Source organism: Paenibacillus sp. Marseille-Q7038 (assembly GCF_965111595.1).
Genome location: NZ_CBCOOM010000001.1, coordinates 1,191,856 through 1,210,979 on the forward strand (window position 1 = coordinate 1,191,856; position 19,124 = coordinate 1,210,979).

Below are 19,124 nucleotides of genomic sequence, written 5' to 3' on the forward strand. Positions count from 1 at the left end.
CCACCCTTCTCTTGACCTTATTTATTATAATAATTTTGGGTATGAATTTACCAGCATGCAAACTTACAGTTAACTTACAGATTTGTAAGACTAGAAAATCAGACGAATACAAGTGCCTTCTCCTTGTACGGATTCAATCTCAAGTTTGTGACCAAGTTTCTCACAGACTTCCTTTACAAGGTAAAGACCCATGCCTGTCGATTCAGGTACGGATCGTCCGTTTTCTCCTGTGAAAAAAGGATCAAAAACTCTTTCTATATCGTGTTTTGGTATGCCGATTCCTTCGTCTTTCACTTCAAGAATCGTGTGCTGTTCCCGCTCATAACTTTCAAAGTATACTTTTCCATTCGTTCGGTTGCTATATTTCACACTATTCGTAAGCAACTGAGTGATTATAAATTTCAGCCATTTCTCATCCGATATAATCTTGAAATCACTCGGTATTTGAATGACAGGAAATACATGATTCCGTATGAAAAGTTTCTTTTGATTGGAAGTAATAGTTCTTACAAGGGACCCAAGAGAGATCGTCTCTATATGCAGATCGTGTTCAAAAGAATCCAGCCTTGCGGCATATAGCACCATATCAAGACCTTTACGCATCCGATCGAGCTCATCCTCCATAGCATGCGACAATTCGTCATCTCGTTCTTGATTTAGCAAATGCATCACAGAGAGAGGAGTCTTCATCTGATGAACCCATTGATTGATAAAATGGATATGCTGGTCCAGTTGTTCCTTTACGCTGAGCAGCTCTGTTTTTTGTGTTCGATCTTGGTGAAGTAATAGCTTATGAAGGCTTTCCGCTAGCGGCGCATGTTCAGATCTATAGGTTAATTCATCTGGGACTGCCTTAGGTCTTGCAAGACGTTCGTAAAAATGCCGATGCGTATAGTAGCGATAGATCAAATAAGCGATTAGCAGACTTGTACTAAGCAGGATGGCATAAAGGGAAAGGGAAGTATCGCGCATTCCGCCAAGCCAATATACGAACGAGATGAGTGCAAGTTGGAGCATATAAATAAATAGTAATGGCACTTGTTCTCTTAGAAACAGCAAGACCCCTTTTTTCATGTCTGTTCTTCCAGTTCCGGACGCAGTCTATATCCTAAGCCGCGAATCGTTTCCACCGCATCAGTCAGCCCTAAAGAACTCAGTTTTTTTCGAACTCGGGTAATGTACACGTTGAGCGTATTATCATCAACAAAGGTATGTTCATCCCAAATTTTTTCAAGCAACCGGTCTCGAGATACCACTTGGCCCGGTTTTTTCATGAATTCATCCATGATTTTGGCCTCGGTATGGCTAAGATCGAGCCGCTCATCTTGATAAAATAAAGCGAGTCGTTCCATATTCAGCGTGAGACCAGCCACTGTTATTGACCGATCCTGTTCACGGGATGAATACGGGCCAAATGCGCGGCGGAGGTGGCTGTTTACTTTGGCAATGACAATATCATAGTCAAAAGGTTTGGTTAGATAGTCATCTGCACCATTTTCAAGGGCCATCACTTGATCCATTTTACTTTCCCTTGCGGATATAAATACAATCGGGCAAGTGGACCGATTCCGAATTTGTCTGCACCAGTAGTATCCATCATAACGAGGGAGATTCACATCCAGCAGGACAAGATGAGGCTGAAAGGCTTCAAAATCTTCGATAACGGTATCGAAGCGGGAGACTGCAAAAGTATCAAAACCAAATTTATGTAATCGTTTCTCAAGCAAGGTGACCAGCGTTCTGTCATCCTCCACTATGAATATTTTAAACATGCTTATTCTCCTTCAGAGCAATGTAATCTACTTGATTGTATCAAATTTTGTGGAGTGAAGAGAAATACAGGTGAATATTTAATATTCTTGCTGTGGCCGTGGATAACGTGACTGCTTATTTGTGGCGGTACAATTCTTGTTTCTCCAAAAAAAAGAGCTCATAATATCTCGATAGCATAATATCAAATAGCAAAGGCAATCTTAGTGAGAACAGTTATTCATTATACTTTTCTTGATGTATGTGGGGTAGATATGGAGAAAATATTACTGAAAAAAATAGGATTCATCTTTGTTGTTCTATCTATTTTAATATTCACAACGTTTTCGGGGTTCATCTTTTTTACAGAAAGTAAGAACACATTCCAGGAACTTGATGAGATGATGAAACAAATGGACGTTTCATATAACGAGAACGAGATAAAGAATATACCAACTTTACACCAAATATCTCTTTTTGTTATTGATGGGAATACAGGCAAGGTGATAGGTATAAGCCAAAATAATGAACAAGAAATCAACATTGATGGGGCAGAGTCTACAGAAGAGTACTTAGGGGTTCTGAGAAGCAGTAACACCGGAGAACTGATTAGAATCAATGGAACTATGAAGTTTCTGAAAACGAAAAATATAGATGATAAGATCTTAGGTGCTTATGTGGAGGCAGGTACCGTATACAGGACAATCCTAATACAGATTATATACTTGCTGGCAGGTATTGTGGCTGTACTTATCTGTGTCATTATGATTGTTAGGTATCATCTTAAACGTTATGTCTTACAAGATATTTCATCGATTGAATCGAGTATTAAAGAATTGATGGCTGGAAATATGGATGTCACATTTAAAACAGACTACAATACAGAGTTTCGGCATATAACGGCGGTACTCAATGACTGGAAAGATAGTTACAAAAACAAAAAAGAAAGAATGTCGAGATTGATTTCTTCCATTGATAGTCATGTGGCCGTGTTTGAATGTCTATATTCCATAAATCAGAATTTCTTCTCTGATAATACACAGTGTATTTTAGGGATAGATGATGAAGAATGGGATGAAATGACCAAGACACCGAAAGGGTTTGAAAAATATCTTACTTCATTGATTACTGATTCTGAAGAGAACATTATAAAGCTAGAAAATGATCGATATATCAGTATCGTTTCTTTTACAAAAGAAAATGAGTTTTACGGGATGATCATGGATAAAACGGAAGATGTGAAATTAAAAATTAAAATAGAGCAAGAACTTCAGGCAGCACAAGAAGGTGCTGAGATGGATCCTTTAACTCAATTGACCAATAGAGCAGGACTAGAAAAGAAAGTGAAAACCTCATTAAAAAATGAACCAGGACAAGGAACCATGCTTATTTTTGATCTCGATAACTTTAAATTGGTGAATGATAAACTGGGACATCCAGAAGGGGATAAATTATTAAAGAAATTTGCAGGTTGCTTGAAATCTTATTTTAGAAAAAACGACATTGTCGCGAGAATGGGCGGAGATGAATTTGTTGTTTTTATTCATTCGAATATAACTAGAGATATTTTATCAGATAAACTAAACGCTTTATTAGACAGTATCCGGCGGGAATTGAGCAGCTATGATCGTTATGGACTTTCAACAAGTATTGGGGTTGCCTATGTAAATCAAAGTACAAATGGTTATGATGATCTTTATAAATGTGCGGATGCTGGATTATACATGGCAAAAAGACAGGGTAAAAATAGATTTTATATTAACGAAGATCATAGTCGTTGTATCAATTCTAATGAACCTTGAGGGCTTCATGTCATATGAATGTGAAAAATGTCACAGTAAAGATTTGTCACCTAATTTATAATTATTTACAAATCGCTGAAAATTGATTTAGTTAAATAGAAAGTAAAAGAATGATTTAAGCACTGCGAATAGATTTAAATACGAAGAGCAAGTAGATGTTTTAGAGGGAGCAGATCTCTCAGAGATGGAAAAAGAAGTTTAGCTAGCAGAATGATATCATACACCTAGAGTGCTGACCTCTTAAGGGTAGAGATCAGCACAGATCATCTTACCTTTACATGGATTTTGAAAAAATCATAATAAAAGAAATGTTACGATTGGGGAGGCTGAAGAGCCTCTTTTTTGTTTTCTCTACTTCTTGGCATATATCATGTTTGTGAGGTATTCACTTGATCATAGCTATAGTAGAATGAGAAGAAAATATAACGAATAAAAGGGAGAGAATAGCAGATTGGAGCAGGATATAGAACAATTATGGAGTAATCAATCTGCGGAGCGATGGAAGAGACGCAAGGGGGAACTCACCGCTTGGATTGAACGTCCGAAATTTCAAAATGAGCAAAAAAAACTGATGCTTTTCGATGATATAGAAGTCGATGCTTCCATCTATCCCGCTCTCATGGCTCTTAAAAAGCTTGATTTCAAAACGGAATATTCATGTGCTGGCGTGAGTATTTTGGATGAACCAGAGGACCATTCTCTATATGCGTATGTTACTTTAATAGAAGGTCCGAATACGGATCAATTTGTGAAGTATGCAATGCAGCGGATGGGATATCGTTTATTAGTTACTTATGAAGGATTCAAACATCGTTATGATCTATCCTCATTCTATATTTCGCAAAATCGTTCTTTTTGTTATGGGCTTGAGCTTTGTGCAAAAGAATTTTCTTATCAGATGTTGCAGCCATAACTTTTTATATGTACATTGTGTTCCTTCTATAGAGAGGGAGTGATTAAATGCGTAAACGTTCTGTATGGATCGCGGTAGTAACTTTTGCAATTTCTATTGTATCTATGGGATGTACGAATGAAGACCAGTCCACTGAGGCCACCATTGCTCGAAGTGTGCAGCCGGCATATGAAAAAACATTTACGGAATTGCATCTTGGAGAGGCGCATTTTTATAAAGCATTCATTCCAAACGGAGCAGAGAAATGGGTGCATTTTGGAATTGATACTTACATTGGTGGACAGCTTCAAGAAGTGACTCAGGAATTATCTACGGGTAATTTTATTGAAAGAGAAGATGATAAGTATGATCTTGGACTGGTATTAATGAATCATGGAGATCAGATACTCGCACAACTCAATGTAGATGGAGCAAGTACAAGTTTATATGAACTGCCTAAAGCAACAATGGAGGAAGGTAAGGGGCTCGCAACTTCATGGGTGGAGGCATTGCCAGAGGATGAAGATGTTTCGCTGATTGAAGGGGAAAAACAAATCGTAGGTGCTTATTTAATGAATACGAATAGGCGGATACGGTATCGTGATTTATTAGATGCTAGGCAGCTTAAGCAGGCGATTCGGGAGAATCACATCATGCACATTCTGTATATGACAGTAGAGGCTGTGGATAAAATACCACAATAGTAATTTAAAAAAGCGGAGAGCTTTAACTAACAGTTCTCCGCTTTTTGGTGAATTCAATAGTAGAGTTAGATTTCAACCAAAAATTGTTCGTTATCATATTTTTTTGGTAAAATTATTCTCAAGCAAGACGACAACGAGAAGATCCTTTACTATTTCCGGAATCTTAATATTGACAGAGGTAATGGCATCTCCTAGCAAAACGGTGATTGAGTTATCTTTCCCAGATAACGAAGTTTGGGTTTGATTTTAGTTGACAATATAGTTTAAACCTCCAGTTTACACATTGATGTTGGTTAAGCATATCAAACAAATATATTACTTAGAAGGTTAAAAGTTGTTAAATAGTAGATAAATACCAAGATATTTTAAACGAAATTGAGATGGAAATGTACTTTTGATCAGCAACGCTCGGTTTCTTAACATGCACGTGGTATGAGCAAGTTCACCGAAAAGCATCGTTCTCATACATTTAGGAAACGTTCTTCTTCAACAGTAATAAACTGTTTTTTAAATAAATTTATTAGGCTGAATTTTCTTCAATTTGACCCTGATTCTAAGTAAATAAAAAGAAGTAAAGTAGAGCCTCCTTTCATTATTCTCTTCCTTCGCCAAATGCTTGCTATATAGCTAAATTCTCATTGTTTAAAGCTTGTCTTATACAACTTTTACATCGCGTAATCGAACGAAAAAATCCAGTTATTATCCAAATTTCAAACTTCGTTAAAACAATCATTTATCACCAGAAAGACTCTTAATGAGTTTGACATTTCCAAAATATCCCTTTATTATGGACTCACGCTTAGTTTTCAGAAAGCACTTTCTGAAGAGCGGGGGAACCAGTTTTCAGGGGCGAGTCACATGAATCCATGTGTAGGGTACCATCTTACCCGAGTCCGTCAGCTAACCTCGTCAGCAGTGGATGGGTCCTTTAATACATACATAATGAATTCACATAACAAAGGCCCTTTACTCATTAATCATAGGGGCCTTTGTCTTTGTTTGTTGACCCCCTGCTGGCGGAGCTATGTCTTAATCCCCTGTGTGGAGGTCTTTTTCCGTTTACTGAAGTCCAAGTGCGGTTTACATGTGTGCTTATTTTGACAAGTAAAGATGTGCTTGAGTTGGAGGGGAGGTACAGGGCACACCTGCATTCAGTTTTCTGTTTCAAGTAAGCAGAATAAGACTTTCTCAAGGATTAAATCCAAGTAAAAATGTATGTTTACTTGGTGTATTCGTTGTGTCATTTTTTTGAATCTAGAAACGGAGAAAGGTTGTGGAATGCTTTGAGAAAAGTTTTTGTTCTCGTAATGTCCTTAATCTTTGTGATTTCTCTAGCAGCATGCAGTACAAGTGGGAATCCGCTGGAGGAAGCGATTGAGAGAGGTTACATCACCGTAGGATTTGCAAATGAAAAGCCATACGCATACAAAGAGGCTGATGGAACACTAACAGGAGAAGCTGTTGAAATAGCACGTGTTATTCTAGAGCGGCTAGGCGTGAAGGAGATGAGAGGGGAGCTAACAGAGTTTGGTTCATTAGTAGCCGGCTTGCAAGCTAAGAGGTTCGATCTTATTACAGCGGGAATGTTTATCAATCCAAATCGTTGTTCTGCCGTCCTATTCGCGGATCCGGAGTATAGCATTGGAGAAGCACTTGCAGTTAAGCAGGGGAATCCGCTAGATCTTGTAAGTTACGAAGGTATCGCGAGTAACGAGGATGCAAAAGTCGCTGTCATGACAGGTGCCGTGGAGATCGAGTATTTAGAAAAGTCTGGTATTCCTTCCGATCGTATTATTCAAGTTCCTGACCAAGCTTCAGCGATTAGCGCACTCCAAGCTGACCGTGTGCAAGCTATAACAATGACCGGGCCATCACTTCAGGCGATGCTCGAATCGGCCAATGATAATAAAATTGAGCGTGTTGCTGACTTCACTCAACCTATAGTAGATGGTGAGAGTGTTCGCGGATATGGGGCGACCGCTTTTCGTCAAGCAGACACTGAGTTTCAAGCGGCATATAATGCAGAACTTCAAAAAATGAAAGACTCAGGCGAGTTGCTCGAAATATTGCAAAAGTTTGGATTCACAGAGGATGAGCTTCCAGGCGATATGACAGCTATTGCGCTTTGCGGAGAATAACATGCCAAATTCATGGATTGATTTTCTTCCTTCGTTATTAAAAGGGGCAGAAATCACGGTCTTGGTTGCTTTTTTCTCATCCATATTAGCAATCATTGTGTCCTTTATTGTTGGCTTACTTAGGTTATCAAAACTCTGGATTGTACGTACTGTTTCAGCGATTTATGTGGAGATTTTTCGCGGAACCTCCTTACTGGTTCAATTATTCTGGTTATACTTCGCTCTCCCCTTTATCGGCATTGAGCTTCCGAAAATGTTAGCTGCTATTCTTGCCATAGGACTTAACTTCGGGGCATACGGATCAGAAATTGTACGAAGCGCAGTGCTTGCAGTTCCAAAAGGACAGACGGAGGCTGCTATAGCCTTAAATATGAAATCCTGGCAAAGGTTAACTCATGTCATACTTCCTCAAGCTTCGCTACAAATGCTACCGTCTTTCGGGAACCAGATGGTGGAATTGATTAAATCAACATCGCTCGTCTATTTTATTACGATGGCTGATCTGACATATCAGGCAATGGTGCTGCGCAATAACTACATCTCTTTTACAACGGAGATCTTGGTGCTGCTTTTGCTGATGTATTTTGTTATAGCTACCCTAGTTTCTATCGCTGTTCGGTTACTTGAACGGAAATTGACAACGGGGAGGCTGTAACAAATGTGGGATTGGAATTATGTATTTGATATTTTGCCGCAGTTAATTGGGGCATTAAAAATGACGGTATTGATTACGATTTATGCTTTCGTGTTGGCACTATTCGTTGGTTTACTTCTCGCTTTTATGGCACGAAGTCGATTTAAACTTCTATCGTTAGTGACAAAAGGAGTTATCGAGTTCATACGTAATACACCTTTGCTAGTTCAAGTGTTCTTTCTTTATTACAGTCTGCCGTTACTTGTGGGTATTTCCGTTCCGGCTTTCTATACTGGGGTCATAGCACTCGGGCTTCATTACAGCACATACCTCTCAGAGGTATATCGCTCTGGAATTGAGGCTGTTCCAAAAGGTCAATGGGAAGCTGCAAAAGCACTGAATTATACGAAATCTCAAACCTGGAAGAAAATTATTTTACCCCAAGCGATTCCACCGATTATACCGGTACTTGGAAATTATCTGATCGTTATGTTCAAAGAGACACCTATTTTATGTGCAATTACGTTGGTTGAGCTTATGCTCACAGCTAAGAATATCGTTTCTTTATCTTTCCGAGCTTTTGAGCCGTATACGTTAGTCGGTATATTGTTCTTCATTATTAGTTATATCGCTTCCTTACTCGTGCAACAGTTGGAGAAACGCATGAATCTACAAAGAGGAAGATAAGGAGGGGAATATATGAACACGGTATTTGAACGTGAGCAAATGGATGTTTCTGCGCAAGAGATGAATCAAGAATTACCGGATACATCTCCTATTGTGAAATACACAGATGTGACTAAATCATTTGGGAATGTAGAAGTTCTAAAAGGTATTGATTTAGAAATCCAGCCGGGAGAAAAGGTCGCTGTTATTGGACCAAGCGGCTCAGGCAAAACAACCATGGGACGTATGCTAATGACACTTGAAGAACCGACGAGTGGAAAGATTGAAGTAGATGGAGAGCTTCTGTGGCATATGGAGCATAAGGGTGGAATTGTTCGCGCAAACGAAAAGCACCTGCACCGAATGCGAAGCAATGTAGGTATGGTGTTTCAGCATTTTAATCTATTTCCCCATATGAATGTGATGCGTAATGTGACAGAAGCTCCACGAAAAGTACTTGGCTTAAGCAAAGAAGAGGCAGAGGAACGCGCAGTTACGATGCTTACTAAGGTTGGACTAGAAGATAAGCTGAAGGTGTATCCATCCAAGTTATCCGGTGGACAGAAACAACGTGTTGCTATTGCGAGAGCTCTTGTAATGCGACCGAAAGTTATGGTGTTCGACGAGGTTACTTCAGCCCTTGATCCAGAGCTTGTGGGTGAGGTGCTGGAGGTAATCCGCGAAATCGCTGAAGAAGGAGAGATGGCGATGATGTTGATTACACATGAGATGGAATTTGCCAAAGAAATTGCAGACCGAGTGATTTTCGGTGCAGATGGATTCATCGTGGAACAGGGAACACCGGAAGAGATATTTGATAACCCGCAAAGTGATCGATTACAGAGCTTTCTGCAGCGTTTCCGTTCTTCAGGAAATTAACAGGAGTTACAAATTAGATATAGAAAGGGGGACATTATTAAGATGGCAGTAAACACGGAAACCGAGCTTATATACCGTAAACCGATAGCAAAAGACGGTGCCAGCGTATGGGAGCTCATTCGGGATACAGAAACGCTCGATCTAAACTCACCCTACTGTTACATGTTGCTTGGAGATCATTTCCGTGACACTTGCCTAATTGCCGAACATGAGGGGGAAATCATCGGATTTATTTCCGCATTTTGTTCACCTCGTAATCAAGATCGGCTGTTTGTATGGCAGGTTGCAGTAGCTCCGACGCGCCGAAAGCAAGGGATAGCAAAGACCATGCTGACGTATCTTATGAAACAAAAAGCGTGCCAAGGTGTGCGTTTTATTGAAGCGACTATTTCACCTTCGAATAAGGCATCGCACCGGTTATTCCTGAGCTTTGCTGAGGAAGGATCCATTCCGAGTACCTTTACTGCGGGGTATGGTGCAGATATGTTTCCAGAGCAAACGAATCATGAGGATGAGCCACGGTTTGTCATCGGACCAATCATTAATCAAATGTAAACCAATGGAGGGGTATTATGAACAATCAACTTTTAGAATTGCCAGAACTTAATGTGTTTAACGATCTTGAATCTGAAGTGAGAAGTTATTGCCGGAACTTTCAGACGGTATTTGAGAAAGCAAAAAACGCGCAATTGTGGGATCGAAATGGAAATAAATATATTGATTTCTTTGCAGGTGCAGGGGCTTTGAACTACGGCCATAATAACGAGAAGATTCGCGGAAAGCTGATTGACTATATGATGCAAGATGGTATTACACATAGCCTTGATATGGCAACAAATGCGAAAGAAACATTTCTAACTCAATTTCAGGAGGTGATCCTGAAACCGCGCGGCTGGAATCATAAGGTAATGTTTCCGGGTCCAACGGGAACGAATGCGGTAGAAGCTGCGCTGAAGATCGCAAGGAAAGTTACAGGACGTTCCACAATTCTTTCGTTTACGAATGCGTTTCACGGCATGACGCTCGGATCGCTCGCTGTGACAGGAAACTCTTTTAAACGGGAAGGAGCGGGTATAGCTCTTACTCACTCTGTATTTATGCCCTATGACGGCTACTATGGAAAAGACGTAGATACACTCGCATATATCAAGAAACTACTTGATGATCCTGGAAGCGGTGTGCCTATCCCAGCAGCTGTTATCGTAGAAGCTCTGCAAGGAGAGGGAGGACTGAATTCTGCGAGTCAAGAGTGGTTGAAGGGTCTTGAGCAGCTTTGTAAGGAAAGAGATATTTTACTCATTCTTGATGATGTTCAGATGGGCTGTGGTAGAACAGGACCGTTTTTCAGCTTCGATGATGCCGGTATCGAGCCGGATATTATATGTCTATCGAAATCGATTGGTGGCTTTGGACTTCCAATGGCTATTACATTATTGAAACCAGAGATCGATGTGTGGGAACCAGGCGAACATAACGGAACTTTCCGAGGAAATAATCTAGGATTCATTGCGGCTACCGAAGCACTTAATTATTGGAAAACGAAGGACTTCCAGCTTGACGTAGAGATTAGAGCGAAGTATATTCGCAAGGTTTTGGAGGATATTCCAGTGAAGTATCCAGAGTTTCGTGGTGAAACTCGAGGCAGAGGTCTAATACAGGGTTTTGCATTTGAAAGACAGGAACTCGCTGGAAGACTCTCTGAAATCGCTTTCGATCATGGGCTGATCATGGAAACATCAGGTCCGCATAGTGAAGTAGCGAAGATCATGCCGCCACTGACCATTGAAATCGATACATTAGAAGAAGGATTGAAAATACTGGAGCGTAGTTTGGAACAATTATCTGAAGAGGAGAGATGAATTATGATTGTTAAACATTTAGAAGAGATAGTTCATACGAAGGATGATATTGATACCACGACATGGAACTCGAGAAGGTTGCTTCTTACCAAAGATGAGATGGGTTTTTCCTTGAATGACACACTTATTAAAGCGGGAACGGAGACACTGATCTGGTACAAAAATCATGTTGAAGCTGTGTATTGTATCGAAGGAGAAGGTGAGATCGAAATTGTCGGCGGGAAAACATATCAAATATCTCCGGGAATGATGTATGCCCTTGATGGACATGAAAAGCATTATCTGAGGGCTCGGTCTCAAATGCGAATGATCTGTGTGTTTAATCCGCCACTAACCGGTGCGGAAGTTCATGATGAAGAAGGAACATATCCGCTACTTTCCCAAATTTCGAAGTAAAGGAGAGATAATGATGAGTAATAATCATGTATCCACACTGCAAGAAAGAGAGGTAGACGTCTATCCTTCAAGAATTCATGCAGAGCCTCGAATTTTGAAGAGACAGGACCCTGTTGTTCACTCTGAATGGAATACGAGTTCACCTGTAACGAAAGAACAATCTGATTTTTATGAGCATCATGGGTACTTGTTTCTAGAAAGTTTTTTAAATCAAGAAGAACTAAACCACTATCAAAAGGAAGCACGAGATTTGCAGGTTACAGCCCGGCAATCGGAGAGTGACCAAATTATTCGAGAACCTGAAGGCAGCGAAGTGCGATCTGTTTTTGCTATCCATGAGACTAGGCCCGTATTTCAGAAGCTATCTCAAGACCCGAAACTACTTAGTATTGTGGAGTATTTGCTTGGAAGCAAGACGTATATCCATCAATCGCGTATTAATTATAAACCGGGTTTTACGGGCAAAGAATTTTATTGGCATTCTGATTTTGAAACGTGGCATGTGGAGGACGGTATGCCTCGAATGAGAGCATTAAGCTGTTCTATTGCACTCGAAGATAACTTTCATTTCAACGGGCCGCTTATGGTTGTCCCTGGATCCCATAAAGAGTTCGTGGCTTGTGTAGGTAAGACGCCAGATAACCATTTCAAAGATTCCTTGCGTAAGCAAGAATATGGAGTCCCTGACCATGACAACCTGACTCGTATGGTAAAGGAAGGCGGAATTAATACACCTGTCGGTAAAGCAGGTTCGATCGTATTATTTGATTGTAATATTATGCATGGTTCGAATAGTAATATCACACCTCTGCCTCGTAGCAACATTTTTATGGTATATAACAGTGTTGAGAACAAGCTAGTTCAGCCATATTCCGGTCAACAGGCAAGACCAAGCTATATCGCTAACCGTGGAACTAAATAAACTTCCTTAAAAGATAGGTCTCCTTATCATAGGGCCTATCTTTTCTTTTTTATATATTGTGGGCTACTGAATATCTTGATCATCTTCTAGAAGCAATCCTTGTTTCAAAAAAACGAAAAAAGCGGATAGCTCTTATGAAACAGACTATCCGCTTTTTATGATTACAGTTTTACATGAAGTGCTTCAAGTCCGCGAAATAAAGTTTGATTTCGCCATATTGGTGTGGGCCCGGAGAACCTAAGGGCAGGGTACTGTTTCAACAATACCTGAAAAGCGGTGATCGCTTCTAGTCTTGCCAGCGGAGCACCGATACAGAAATGGGGTCCAGCGGCAAACGAGAGATGCCGATTTTTCTTTCGCGTAATATCGAAATGATTCGGATCACTAAAAACGTCAGGATCTCGGTTAGCTGCACCTAGGGAAACGAATACTTCTTGTCCGCGTCGAATTAGCGTATCGCCAAGTAAAATGTCCTCACCAGCTGTTCGATTGGTAAACTGGACAGGACTTTCATACCTTAGGATTTCTTCTACGGCAGACGGAATCAGCTCTGGCTGATCATGCAAATGCTTGTAAGATTCAGGGTGTTCAATAAAGAGTTTCATTCCGTTACCGATCAGATTGACCGTTGTTTCATGACCAGCCACGAGAAGTAATATACAGTTATTGATGAGTTCCTCTTCAGACAACAAGTGCTCTTTATTTTCCACATGAATGAGTTCGCTTATGATATCTTCTTTTGGATTCTTTTGACGCTCCTTTACCTGTTGACGGAAGTAGTCACGAATCTCTGCTGCAGCTAGATCGCCTTCATCCAGCTGTTCTTCAGAAGTGAAGGTAACGTCAAGGAGTCTGGCTAAAGAATTGGACCATCTTTTGAAAATATTCCGATCTTCTTGTGGCACACCAAGCATATCTGCTATGACCATAACGGGAAGAGGAAAAGCAAAATCATGAATGACCTCAGGATTCGTTTCCTTCCGCATATCTGCTGCTAAGTTTTCAGCAATGGATAGAATTCGAGGTTTGCTCTGTTCCAGTGTTTTTGGAGTAAATGCGTAGGCAACGTGACTCCGAAGCCGTGTATGAGTCGGAGGATCACGGAATAACATCCAGTCTTGCACCAGCTCATTTATATTTCGCCACCTAGGAGGATCCGTAACCACCGGTTCTGCTTCAAGTCTGCTTCGCTCCCGAATAAACGTAGGACTTTTTAGAATGAACTGAACATGTTCATGTTTTGAGATAATCCAAGTGTTTCGCTCTTTCAAATAATAAGCGGGATGATCTTGAAGCATTTTCGCATAAAAAGGGTACGGATCTTGATGAATTAATGGGTCATAGGCATTGAAAAAAGCGGAAATCTCCTGTTCAGTGAGATCTTGACTGATGTTTTTCAAGGCGTTATTTCCTCCCAGAAATGGTTTTATGGTGCTGTTTACTCCGAGATGATCGGTATAGTAAATAAAGTAATAAGCATACGATGAGGACAACAACAACAATCGTTCCATAATGTTCAATCATCGTACCAATTTCCATAATCTGATCTTTCACGGCGATCCCTAATAAGAAATAGACTAGTGTCCATAGAAAAGCAGAAGGGTAGGCGTAGAGAGCGAATTTTTGGTAAGGCATCTTGTTCATCCCCGCAACGTACATCGTGATATGACGAAGAAAAGGTAAACACAGACTCATACCGATGGCATAACCACCGTATTTATCAAACCATTTTTCCGAGATTGTAAAATAACGCTCGGTTTTCGCTGACTTCTGCATACTTCGAAATAATCTTGTCTTGATAAAAAAACGACCTACCACATAACTGAAGGTCATGGCTGAACAGATTCCAAGGCTAACGGCAAGATAAGCAAAAGGATAGAAGAGTATTCCTGCAGCAGATAATGTACCTGCCGTCATGAGAACAACCTCATTAGGAATCGGAAGTCCGATAAGACCCAAACACAATACTAGAAACAAAGCAATGTATCCAAAATGATCAATAAATTCTAGTAAAAAATCATAAACCATCGTTAATTGACATCCTATCCGCCCATATTGCAAAATACAACACGGCTATGAAATAATATGCGCCTTTACTCGGTCCATCGATGCTGTCTTCGTTCGAACAGATCGTTCACTGGACTGGCATGTATAATCCCATAAACTGCCTCGATACACTTCTTTCAGAATTTCTGTTTTCTCAAAATCACTGGGTGTAACGAGATGGGCCGGTTTACGTACCGGCAAAGCTCCTCCATGTCCTAGAACAGTAGAGACAAATTGGGAGCAAAAATAAGCATTCTCCCTGCGGAGTTCAACGTTGAGCATAACTCCGATTAGGCCGAGAAGATGATATTTATATGTATGCTGTCTCTTCATCATGTCCCGAACAAGGTGATGCATTTGATTATACTGCTCAGAGGTCACTGTTAAGGTGTAAATAGCGCAGTGAGATGAATGAAAAAATGAGGAGCTGTAATCTTCCCGGACAAGGCCTGCCAGAAAAGGATTTGCTACATTTTTACGTCCAAAACTATATACCTCTTTCAGCTCTGGGTCAAATGCGATGGATGCATGATTAAGAGATGCTTTCGTATAAAATTGTATCAATTTTGATAAATACGTACCTGTCGAAGTCAGAACGATATATACAACTCTATTCGCTGACATGTTTCTTTTCCCCTCCAAAAACAACGTTACCTTATTCTAACTTGCTAGCTAACTAAATAAAACATGCTAGGGTAGTAATCTACCTCTTGACTATAGTCTATATGAAACCTGGTCTTAAGACTAGGAAGGTGACAAGATTGTGTTTTTATCCCATATTTTGTAATATTTAAAGCTGCGATGCTTACTACAGTTATACGTGAATGTTAGCAATCATATGCTGGGTAGGAATTTACATTTTCTTAACAGCAGACGGAGGGTATCATTTCACCAATTAATAATAAGTACTTTATTGAAATATTACTAGTACTATTTTCTTATAAAAAAGCGCCTCCCGTGTTTGACGATGTCAACAACGAAAGACGCAGCTCTAGAATGGGGACATGATTACAAATCCACCTTCAACAAGGAATGGATCTTTGTCTGTAGTACAAGAATTACTTACTTTCCTGGTATTTAGCAAGATGTTCTTTTACTTTTGCAGGATCAGCAACCAGCTCATTACCGGTTTTAACGATGGGACTAACTGTGGATACTGCTTTAAATTTATTGTTGTTATAAAAGGACAAAATTTCATCCTGATTAATGGAGTAAAGGATGGCTTTTCTTAAATCTTCACTCTCAGCAACATCTCGGCCTTTTGTATTAAATAATAAGTAACTGACTCCATTGCTTTCGAGGGTCTGCAATTGCAGTTTACTATCTTGTTTCACCAAATCATATTTGGTTTCAGGTACGCCGTAGTACATATGAATTTCTCCACTGCGAAGTGCAGATAAAGCATTGTCAGGATCCTTAATGAATTTTAATTGAACAGTAGAAATCTTCGGCTCATTCTCCGTACCTGTCATGTAACCTGGGTTTTTATAAAATACGGCTTCATAATCATTTTTGGAAGACAAAATGTAAGGACCGCTTGCATACAGCGTATTATTGTAAGAACTTCCTTCTGTTACTGTATTTTGATCTCCGTAAGGGATATCTTTATTAACGTCAAATTTTGCTACATCATAGGTATTAATGCTTTCTACCTGTTTTTTAGAAACAATCCCGGCAGACTGGTGAGCCAAATAGTTCAATACTTGCGGGAAAGGTTCTGTAGTTGTAAGTTTCACAACTTGATATTTACCCGATTTATTATCTGCTTGTGCCTTATCACTAACGAGCTGTGTAATTCCCTGATCTAAATCTTGATTCAGCACATCAATAATGGAATTTCCCGTTCCCGCTTGTTTGATGGATTCAAGTGAGCCTAGATCAGTAACAATTTCAGCATCCTTAATATGTTCATGTAAGGAGTAGGTACGGTGATCTGGTACCGAATTTTGATCTTTGGCACGGTTTAGAGAGAAGATGACATCCTCAGCACCCACACGTTCACCGGAGTCTTCCGCTTTTTTATCGGTGATTTTCGCGAAATTGATATCATCACGCAGAACAAAGTAATAGTCAGAATTGCCATCAGCAATACCATGATTCAAAGAAAGAGAACCTTCGGAAGTAATCTGGTCATCATCCGTTAGATTAACAAGACGAACATACATATTGGTATTGATCGCGTTGATCGAACCGTCATTCCCTTTAATGGGATCAAGTGAAGTTAGAGTCGAAGCTGCCTGCGTTAGGAGAAGCGGTTTCGTCGTATTTTGGGAAGCATCCTTAAACTGAATCGATTCCCATACTTGTGAACGTGATTTAGACAAGCGAATCGTATCTGGATGTAAGACATCTTTGTTAAATCCTTGGCTTTTCAGTGAAATATAGAGTGGAGCAATGTACGCTTTATCAAAAACAAGATAGTCTTCGAGCTCCTTGTACGTTTCTGTATACTCTTCAGGTGTTTCGGTCGCTGCCTGGTCAATGAGTTGGTCCACCTTAGGATCAGCTAGTTTACTGTAGTCACCGCCGGTTTTGAAAAGGGAACGGACCGCATAGTCTGGGTTACCCGTGACAGTAGTCCAGCCTGACAGTGAAATGTCATAGTTGCCTGCATCTTCTTGTGCTTTGAAACTGCCGTAATCCGGCTGGAGATTTAGTTTCACATTAAAACCGTTTTTAATCAATTGATCCCGAATGATATTTACATCGGATTCATTACTGCTCATGGCTAACAGTTCAATATCAACGGGCTGAAGATCCGTGGTAGTCGTATTCTCAGCAGGTTCACTTTCTCCTGCTACATCGGATTTCGTACTTACATTGCAGCCGGATATAACCAAGATCAGGACAAGTAACAGGGGTAAAAGGGCTTTTTTCAATTGAAATCCTCCTTAAGTTTATCAATTTATATTTTACGAATTAATCAAGTTTTGGATCGAGTGCATCTCGAAGTCCGTCACCTAGAAAATTAAAGGATAATACAAGAGCTACAATCGCAAGACCTGGATAGATTGCCAGGTAGGAATGCGATTCGAGATACGTGCTGCCGACTTTGAGGATATTCCCCCATTCAGGAATATGCGGTTCAACGCCAAGCCCCAAGTAACTCAGACTGCTGGTTGCAATGACGGCTCCGCCAATCGTCAGGGTTGATTTGACAATCATCGGTGCAAATGAATTTGGTACGATGTGTCTGAAAATAATGGATAGATTACTCGACCCAAAAGCTCGTGCAGCATCAACGTATTCAAAATTGGAGACCATGAGGACATTTGCTCGCATCGTTCTCGCATAAGTAGGGATGGAGCCCACACTAAGTGCAAGAATGAGATTCGTTGTATTTGCGCCAAACGCTGCAATGATGGCAATCGCAAGCAGTATACCTGGAATGGCATACAGCACATCGAGCAGACGCATGATGATGTTGTCGGTATAGCGCCCATAATAACCAGCAAATGCTCCAAGTATTCCGCCTATAATAACCGGAATTAAAGTGGATATAAATCCAACCACGAGGGAGATCCTTGCTCCAAATACAATACGAGAAAATAAATCTCGACCGAAATGATCTGTACCCAGCGGGTAAGCAAGATTCGGTGTTTGGAGGATCGCACTGTAGTTATTTTGGACTGCCATATCGTAGTCGAACGTAAAGTAGCTGGACACGGATATAGCGAACATAAATACGATGAAAAAAAGTCCGAACATAGAGCTGTAATTGCGTGTGATTTTGTTCCAAATTCGTTCCCAGTTACCAGACCTTGGTTTCAGGGTTTGTCGTATTTTGAAGATCAAGTCAAGACCAAGTAATAAAGCAAACAGGTTGCCTGTAATACTTGTTAACATTAGCGGAATGGCGATGTAGATCATCCATTTAGGAGCCTGGCGGCGGTCCACAAACGCAGCGACAAGGATTAAGGTGATGAAATAAAACACAGTTATGCCGATCAAAACAAACATGGATGGTAAAAAGGTATCCGTCACATAAGGTTTAAACAAGTTTAGTGAGGATACAGCGATGACACAAATCTGGGTTACAAGCAAGTAGATCGCGAGTGTATATTGGCTTGTTGTTTTCTTATTAATAAAATGCAAGCCAAAAATGGCAGTAAAGAGATTACCAGTGGCGATCGATAACACTTGCACATAACCGAGTCGTCTCGTCGCAGATCTAACTTCGCCATACGTCAGTACATCCCGCCGAATAAACCAAGTAATCAGAATCTGAATCAAAGTAAACAGTGCATAGACTGCAAATACAGTGAATAGAGCAGGCTTAAAGGTTGCACTTGCAAAATCATAACTGCTTGCAAGGAAAACCACAGTTATCAATAATGAGACAACCCATATGAATTGAGACTGCATATACTCGGGTGACCATTTTAACTGCTGACTCTTTTCGATGCTAGGAGTCTTTTGTTTAGTAAGAGTAGACAT

Annotated in this window: 18 protein-coding genes and 1 riboswitch; of the genes, 11 read left to right on the forward strand and 7 right to left on the reverse strand. The window is 40.3% G+C overall.

Going from position 1 to position 19,124, the window contains the following annotated elements; all coding sequences use genetic code 11:
- Positions 1-90: 90 nt before the first annotated feature.
- Positions 91-1,074 carry a sensor histidine kinase gene (locus ACWPWY_RS05730; RefSeq protein WP_454190784.1) on the reverse strand — a complete coding sequence of 328 codons (984 nt, stop codon included), beginning with the start codon at positions 1,072-1,074 and terminating at the stop codon, positions 91-93.
- Positions 1,071-1,772, reverse strand: a complete 702-nt coding sequence (locus tag ACWPWY_RS05735) for a response regulator transcription factor (protein ID WP_454190785.1) — start codon at positions 1,770-1,772, stop codon at positions 1,071-1,073. The genes ACWPWY_RS05730 and ACWPWY_RS05735 overlap by 4 nt, the downstream gene beginning before the upstream one ends.
- Positions 1,773-2,024: 252 nt before the next feature.
- Between ACWPWY_RS05735 and ACWPWY_RS05740 the strand changes: the two genes are divergently transcribed.
- From ACWPWY_RS05740 to thpD, 11 genes are all read left to right on the forward strand, one after another.
- Positions 2,025-3,551, forward strand: coding sequence for a diguanylate cyclase domain-containing protein (locus ACWPWY_RS05740; protein WP_454190786.1), 1,527 nt, complete (start codon positions 2,025-2,027; stop codon positions 3,549-3,551).
- A 451-nt stretch (positions 3,552-4,002) separates the two neighbouring features.
- Entirely contained in the window at positions 4,003-4,464 is a 462-nt protein-coding gene (locus ACWPWY_RS05745) for a hypothetical protein (RefSeq protein WP_454190787.1), read from the forward strand.
- 47 nt (positions 4,465-4,511) lie between these two features.
- The gene (locus tag ACWPWY_RS05750; RefSeq protein ID WP_454190788.1) at positions 4,512-5,147 is read left to right on the forward strand and encodes a hypothetical protein; all 636 of its coding nucleotides are present in this window, start codon (positions 4,512-4,514) and stop codon (positions 5,145-5,147) included.
- A 786-nt stretch (positions 5,148-5,933) separates the two neighbouring features.
- Positions 5,934-6,077: riboswitch (cyclic di-AMP (ydaO/yuaA leader) on the forward strand.
- Positions 6,078-6,430: 353 nt separating this feature from the next.
- A complete protein-coding gene (gene ehuB / locus ACWPWY_RS05755; protein ID WP_454190789.1) occupies positions 6,431-7,285 on the forward strand; it encodes an ectoine/hydroxyectoine ABC transporter substrate-binding protein EhuB in 855 nt (284 codons plus the stop codon).
- 1 nt (position 7,286) lies between these two features.
- Positions 7,287-7,940, forward strand: coding sequence for an ectoine/hydroxyectoine ABC transporter permease subunit EhuC (ehuC, locus tag ACWPWY_RS05760; protein ID WP_454190790.1), 654 nt, complete (start codon positions 7,287-7,289; stop codon positions 7,938-7,940).
- 3 nt (positions 7,941-7,943) lie between these two features.
- A complete protein-coding gene (gene ehuD, locus ACWPWY_RS05765) occupies positions 7,944-8,606 on the forward strand; it encodes an ectoine/hydroxyectoine ABC transporter permease subunit EhuD (protein ID WP_454190791.1) in 663 nt (220 codons plus the stop codon).
- Between the two features lie 12 nt (positions 8,607-8,618).
- Entirely contained in the window at positions 8,619-9,464 is an 846-nt protein-coding gene (gene ehuA, locus ACWPWY_RS05770; RefSeq protein WP_454190792.1) for an ectoine/hydroxyectoine ABC transporter ATP-binding protein EhuA, read from the forward strand.
- 42 nt (positions 9,465-9,506) lie between these two features.
- Positions 9,507-10,019: a diaminobutyrate acetyltransferase gene (gene ectA / locus ACWPWY_RS05775; protein ID WP_454190793.1), complete on the forward strand. Its 513-nt coding sequence runs from the start codon at positions 9,507-9,509 to the stop codon at positions 10,017-10,019.
- Positions 10,020-10,036: 17 nt separating this feature from the next.
- On the forward strand, positions 10,037-11,323 hold the full coding sequence (ectB, locus tag ACWPWY_RS05780) for a diaminobutyrate--2-oxoglutarate transaminase (protein ID WP_454190794.1): 1,287 nt from the start codon (positions 10,037-10,039) through the stop codon (positions 11,321-11,323).
- A gap of 3 nt (positions 11,324-11,326) precedes the next feature.
- A complete protein-coding gene (locus ACWPWY_RS05785) occupies positions 11,327-11,719 on the forward strand; it encodes an ectoine synthase (RefSeq protein ID WP_454190795.1) in 393 nt (130 codons plus the stop codon).
- 13 nt (positions 11,720-11,732) lie between these two features.
- Positions 11,733-12,641, forward strand: a complete 909-nt coding sequence (gene thpD / locus ACWPWY_RS05790; RefSeq protein ID WP_454192811.1) for an ectoine hydroxylase — start codon at positions 11,733-11,735, stop codon at positions 12,639-12,641.
- Positions 12,642-12,802: 161 nt separating this feature from the next.
- On the opposite strand, the gene ACWPWY_RS05795 is transcribed toward thpD, so the two are convergent.
- From ACWPWY_RS05795 to ACWPWY_RS05815, 5 genes are all read right to left on the reverse strand, one after another.
- Positions 12,803-14,041, reverse strand: coding sequence for a cytochrome P450 (locus ACWPWY_RS05795; RefSeq protein WP_454190796.1), 1,239 nt, complete (start codon positions 14,039-14,041; stop codon positions 12,803-12,805).
- Between the two features lie 4 nt (positions 14,042-14,045).
- On the reverse strand, positions 14,046-14,669 hold the full coding sequence (locus tag ACWPWY_RS05800; RefSeq protein ID WP_454190797.1) for a DedA family protein: 624 nt from the start codon (positions 14,667-14,669) through the stop codon (positions 14,046-14,048).
- Positions 14,670-14,714: 45 nt separating this feature from the next.
- Entirely contained in the window at positions 14,715-15,311 is a 597-nt protein-coding gene (locus ACWPWY_RS05805) for a hypothetical protein (RefSeq protein WP_454190798.1), read from the reverse strand.
- A gap of 434 nt (positions 15,312-15,745) precedes the next feature.
- Positions 15,746-17,566 carry an ABC transporter substrate-binding protein gene (locus ACWPWY_RS05810; protein ID WP_454190799.1) on the reverse strand — a complete coding sequence of 607 codons (1,821 nt, stop codon included), beginning with the start codon at positions 17,564-17,566 and terminating at the stop codon, positions 15,746-15,748.
- Between the two features lie 40 nt (positions 17,567-17,606).
- Positions 17,607-19,124, reverse strand: coding sequence for an ABC transporter permease (locus ACWPWY_RS05815; protein ID WP_454190800.1), 1,518 nt, complete (start codon positions 19,122-19,124; stop codon positions 17,607-17,609).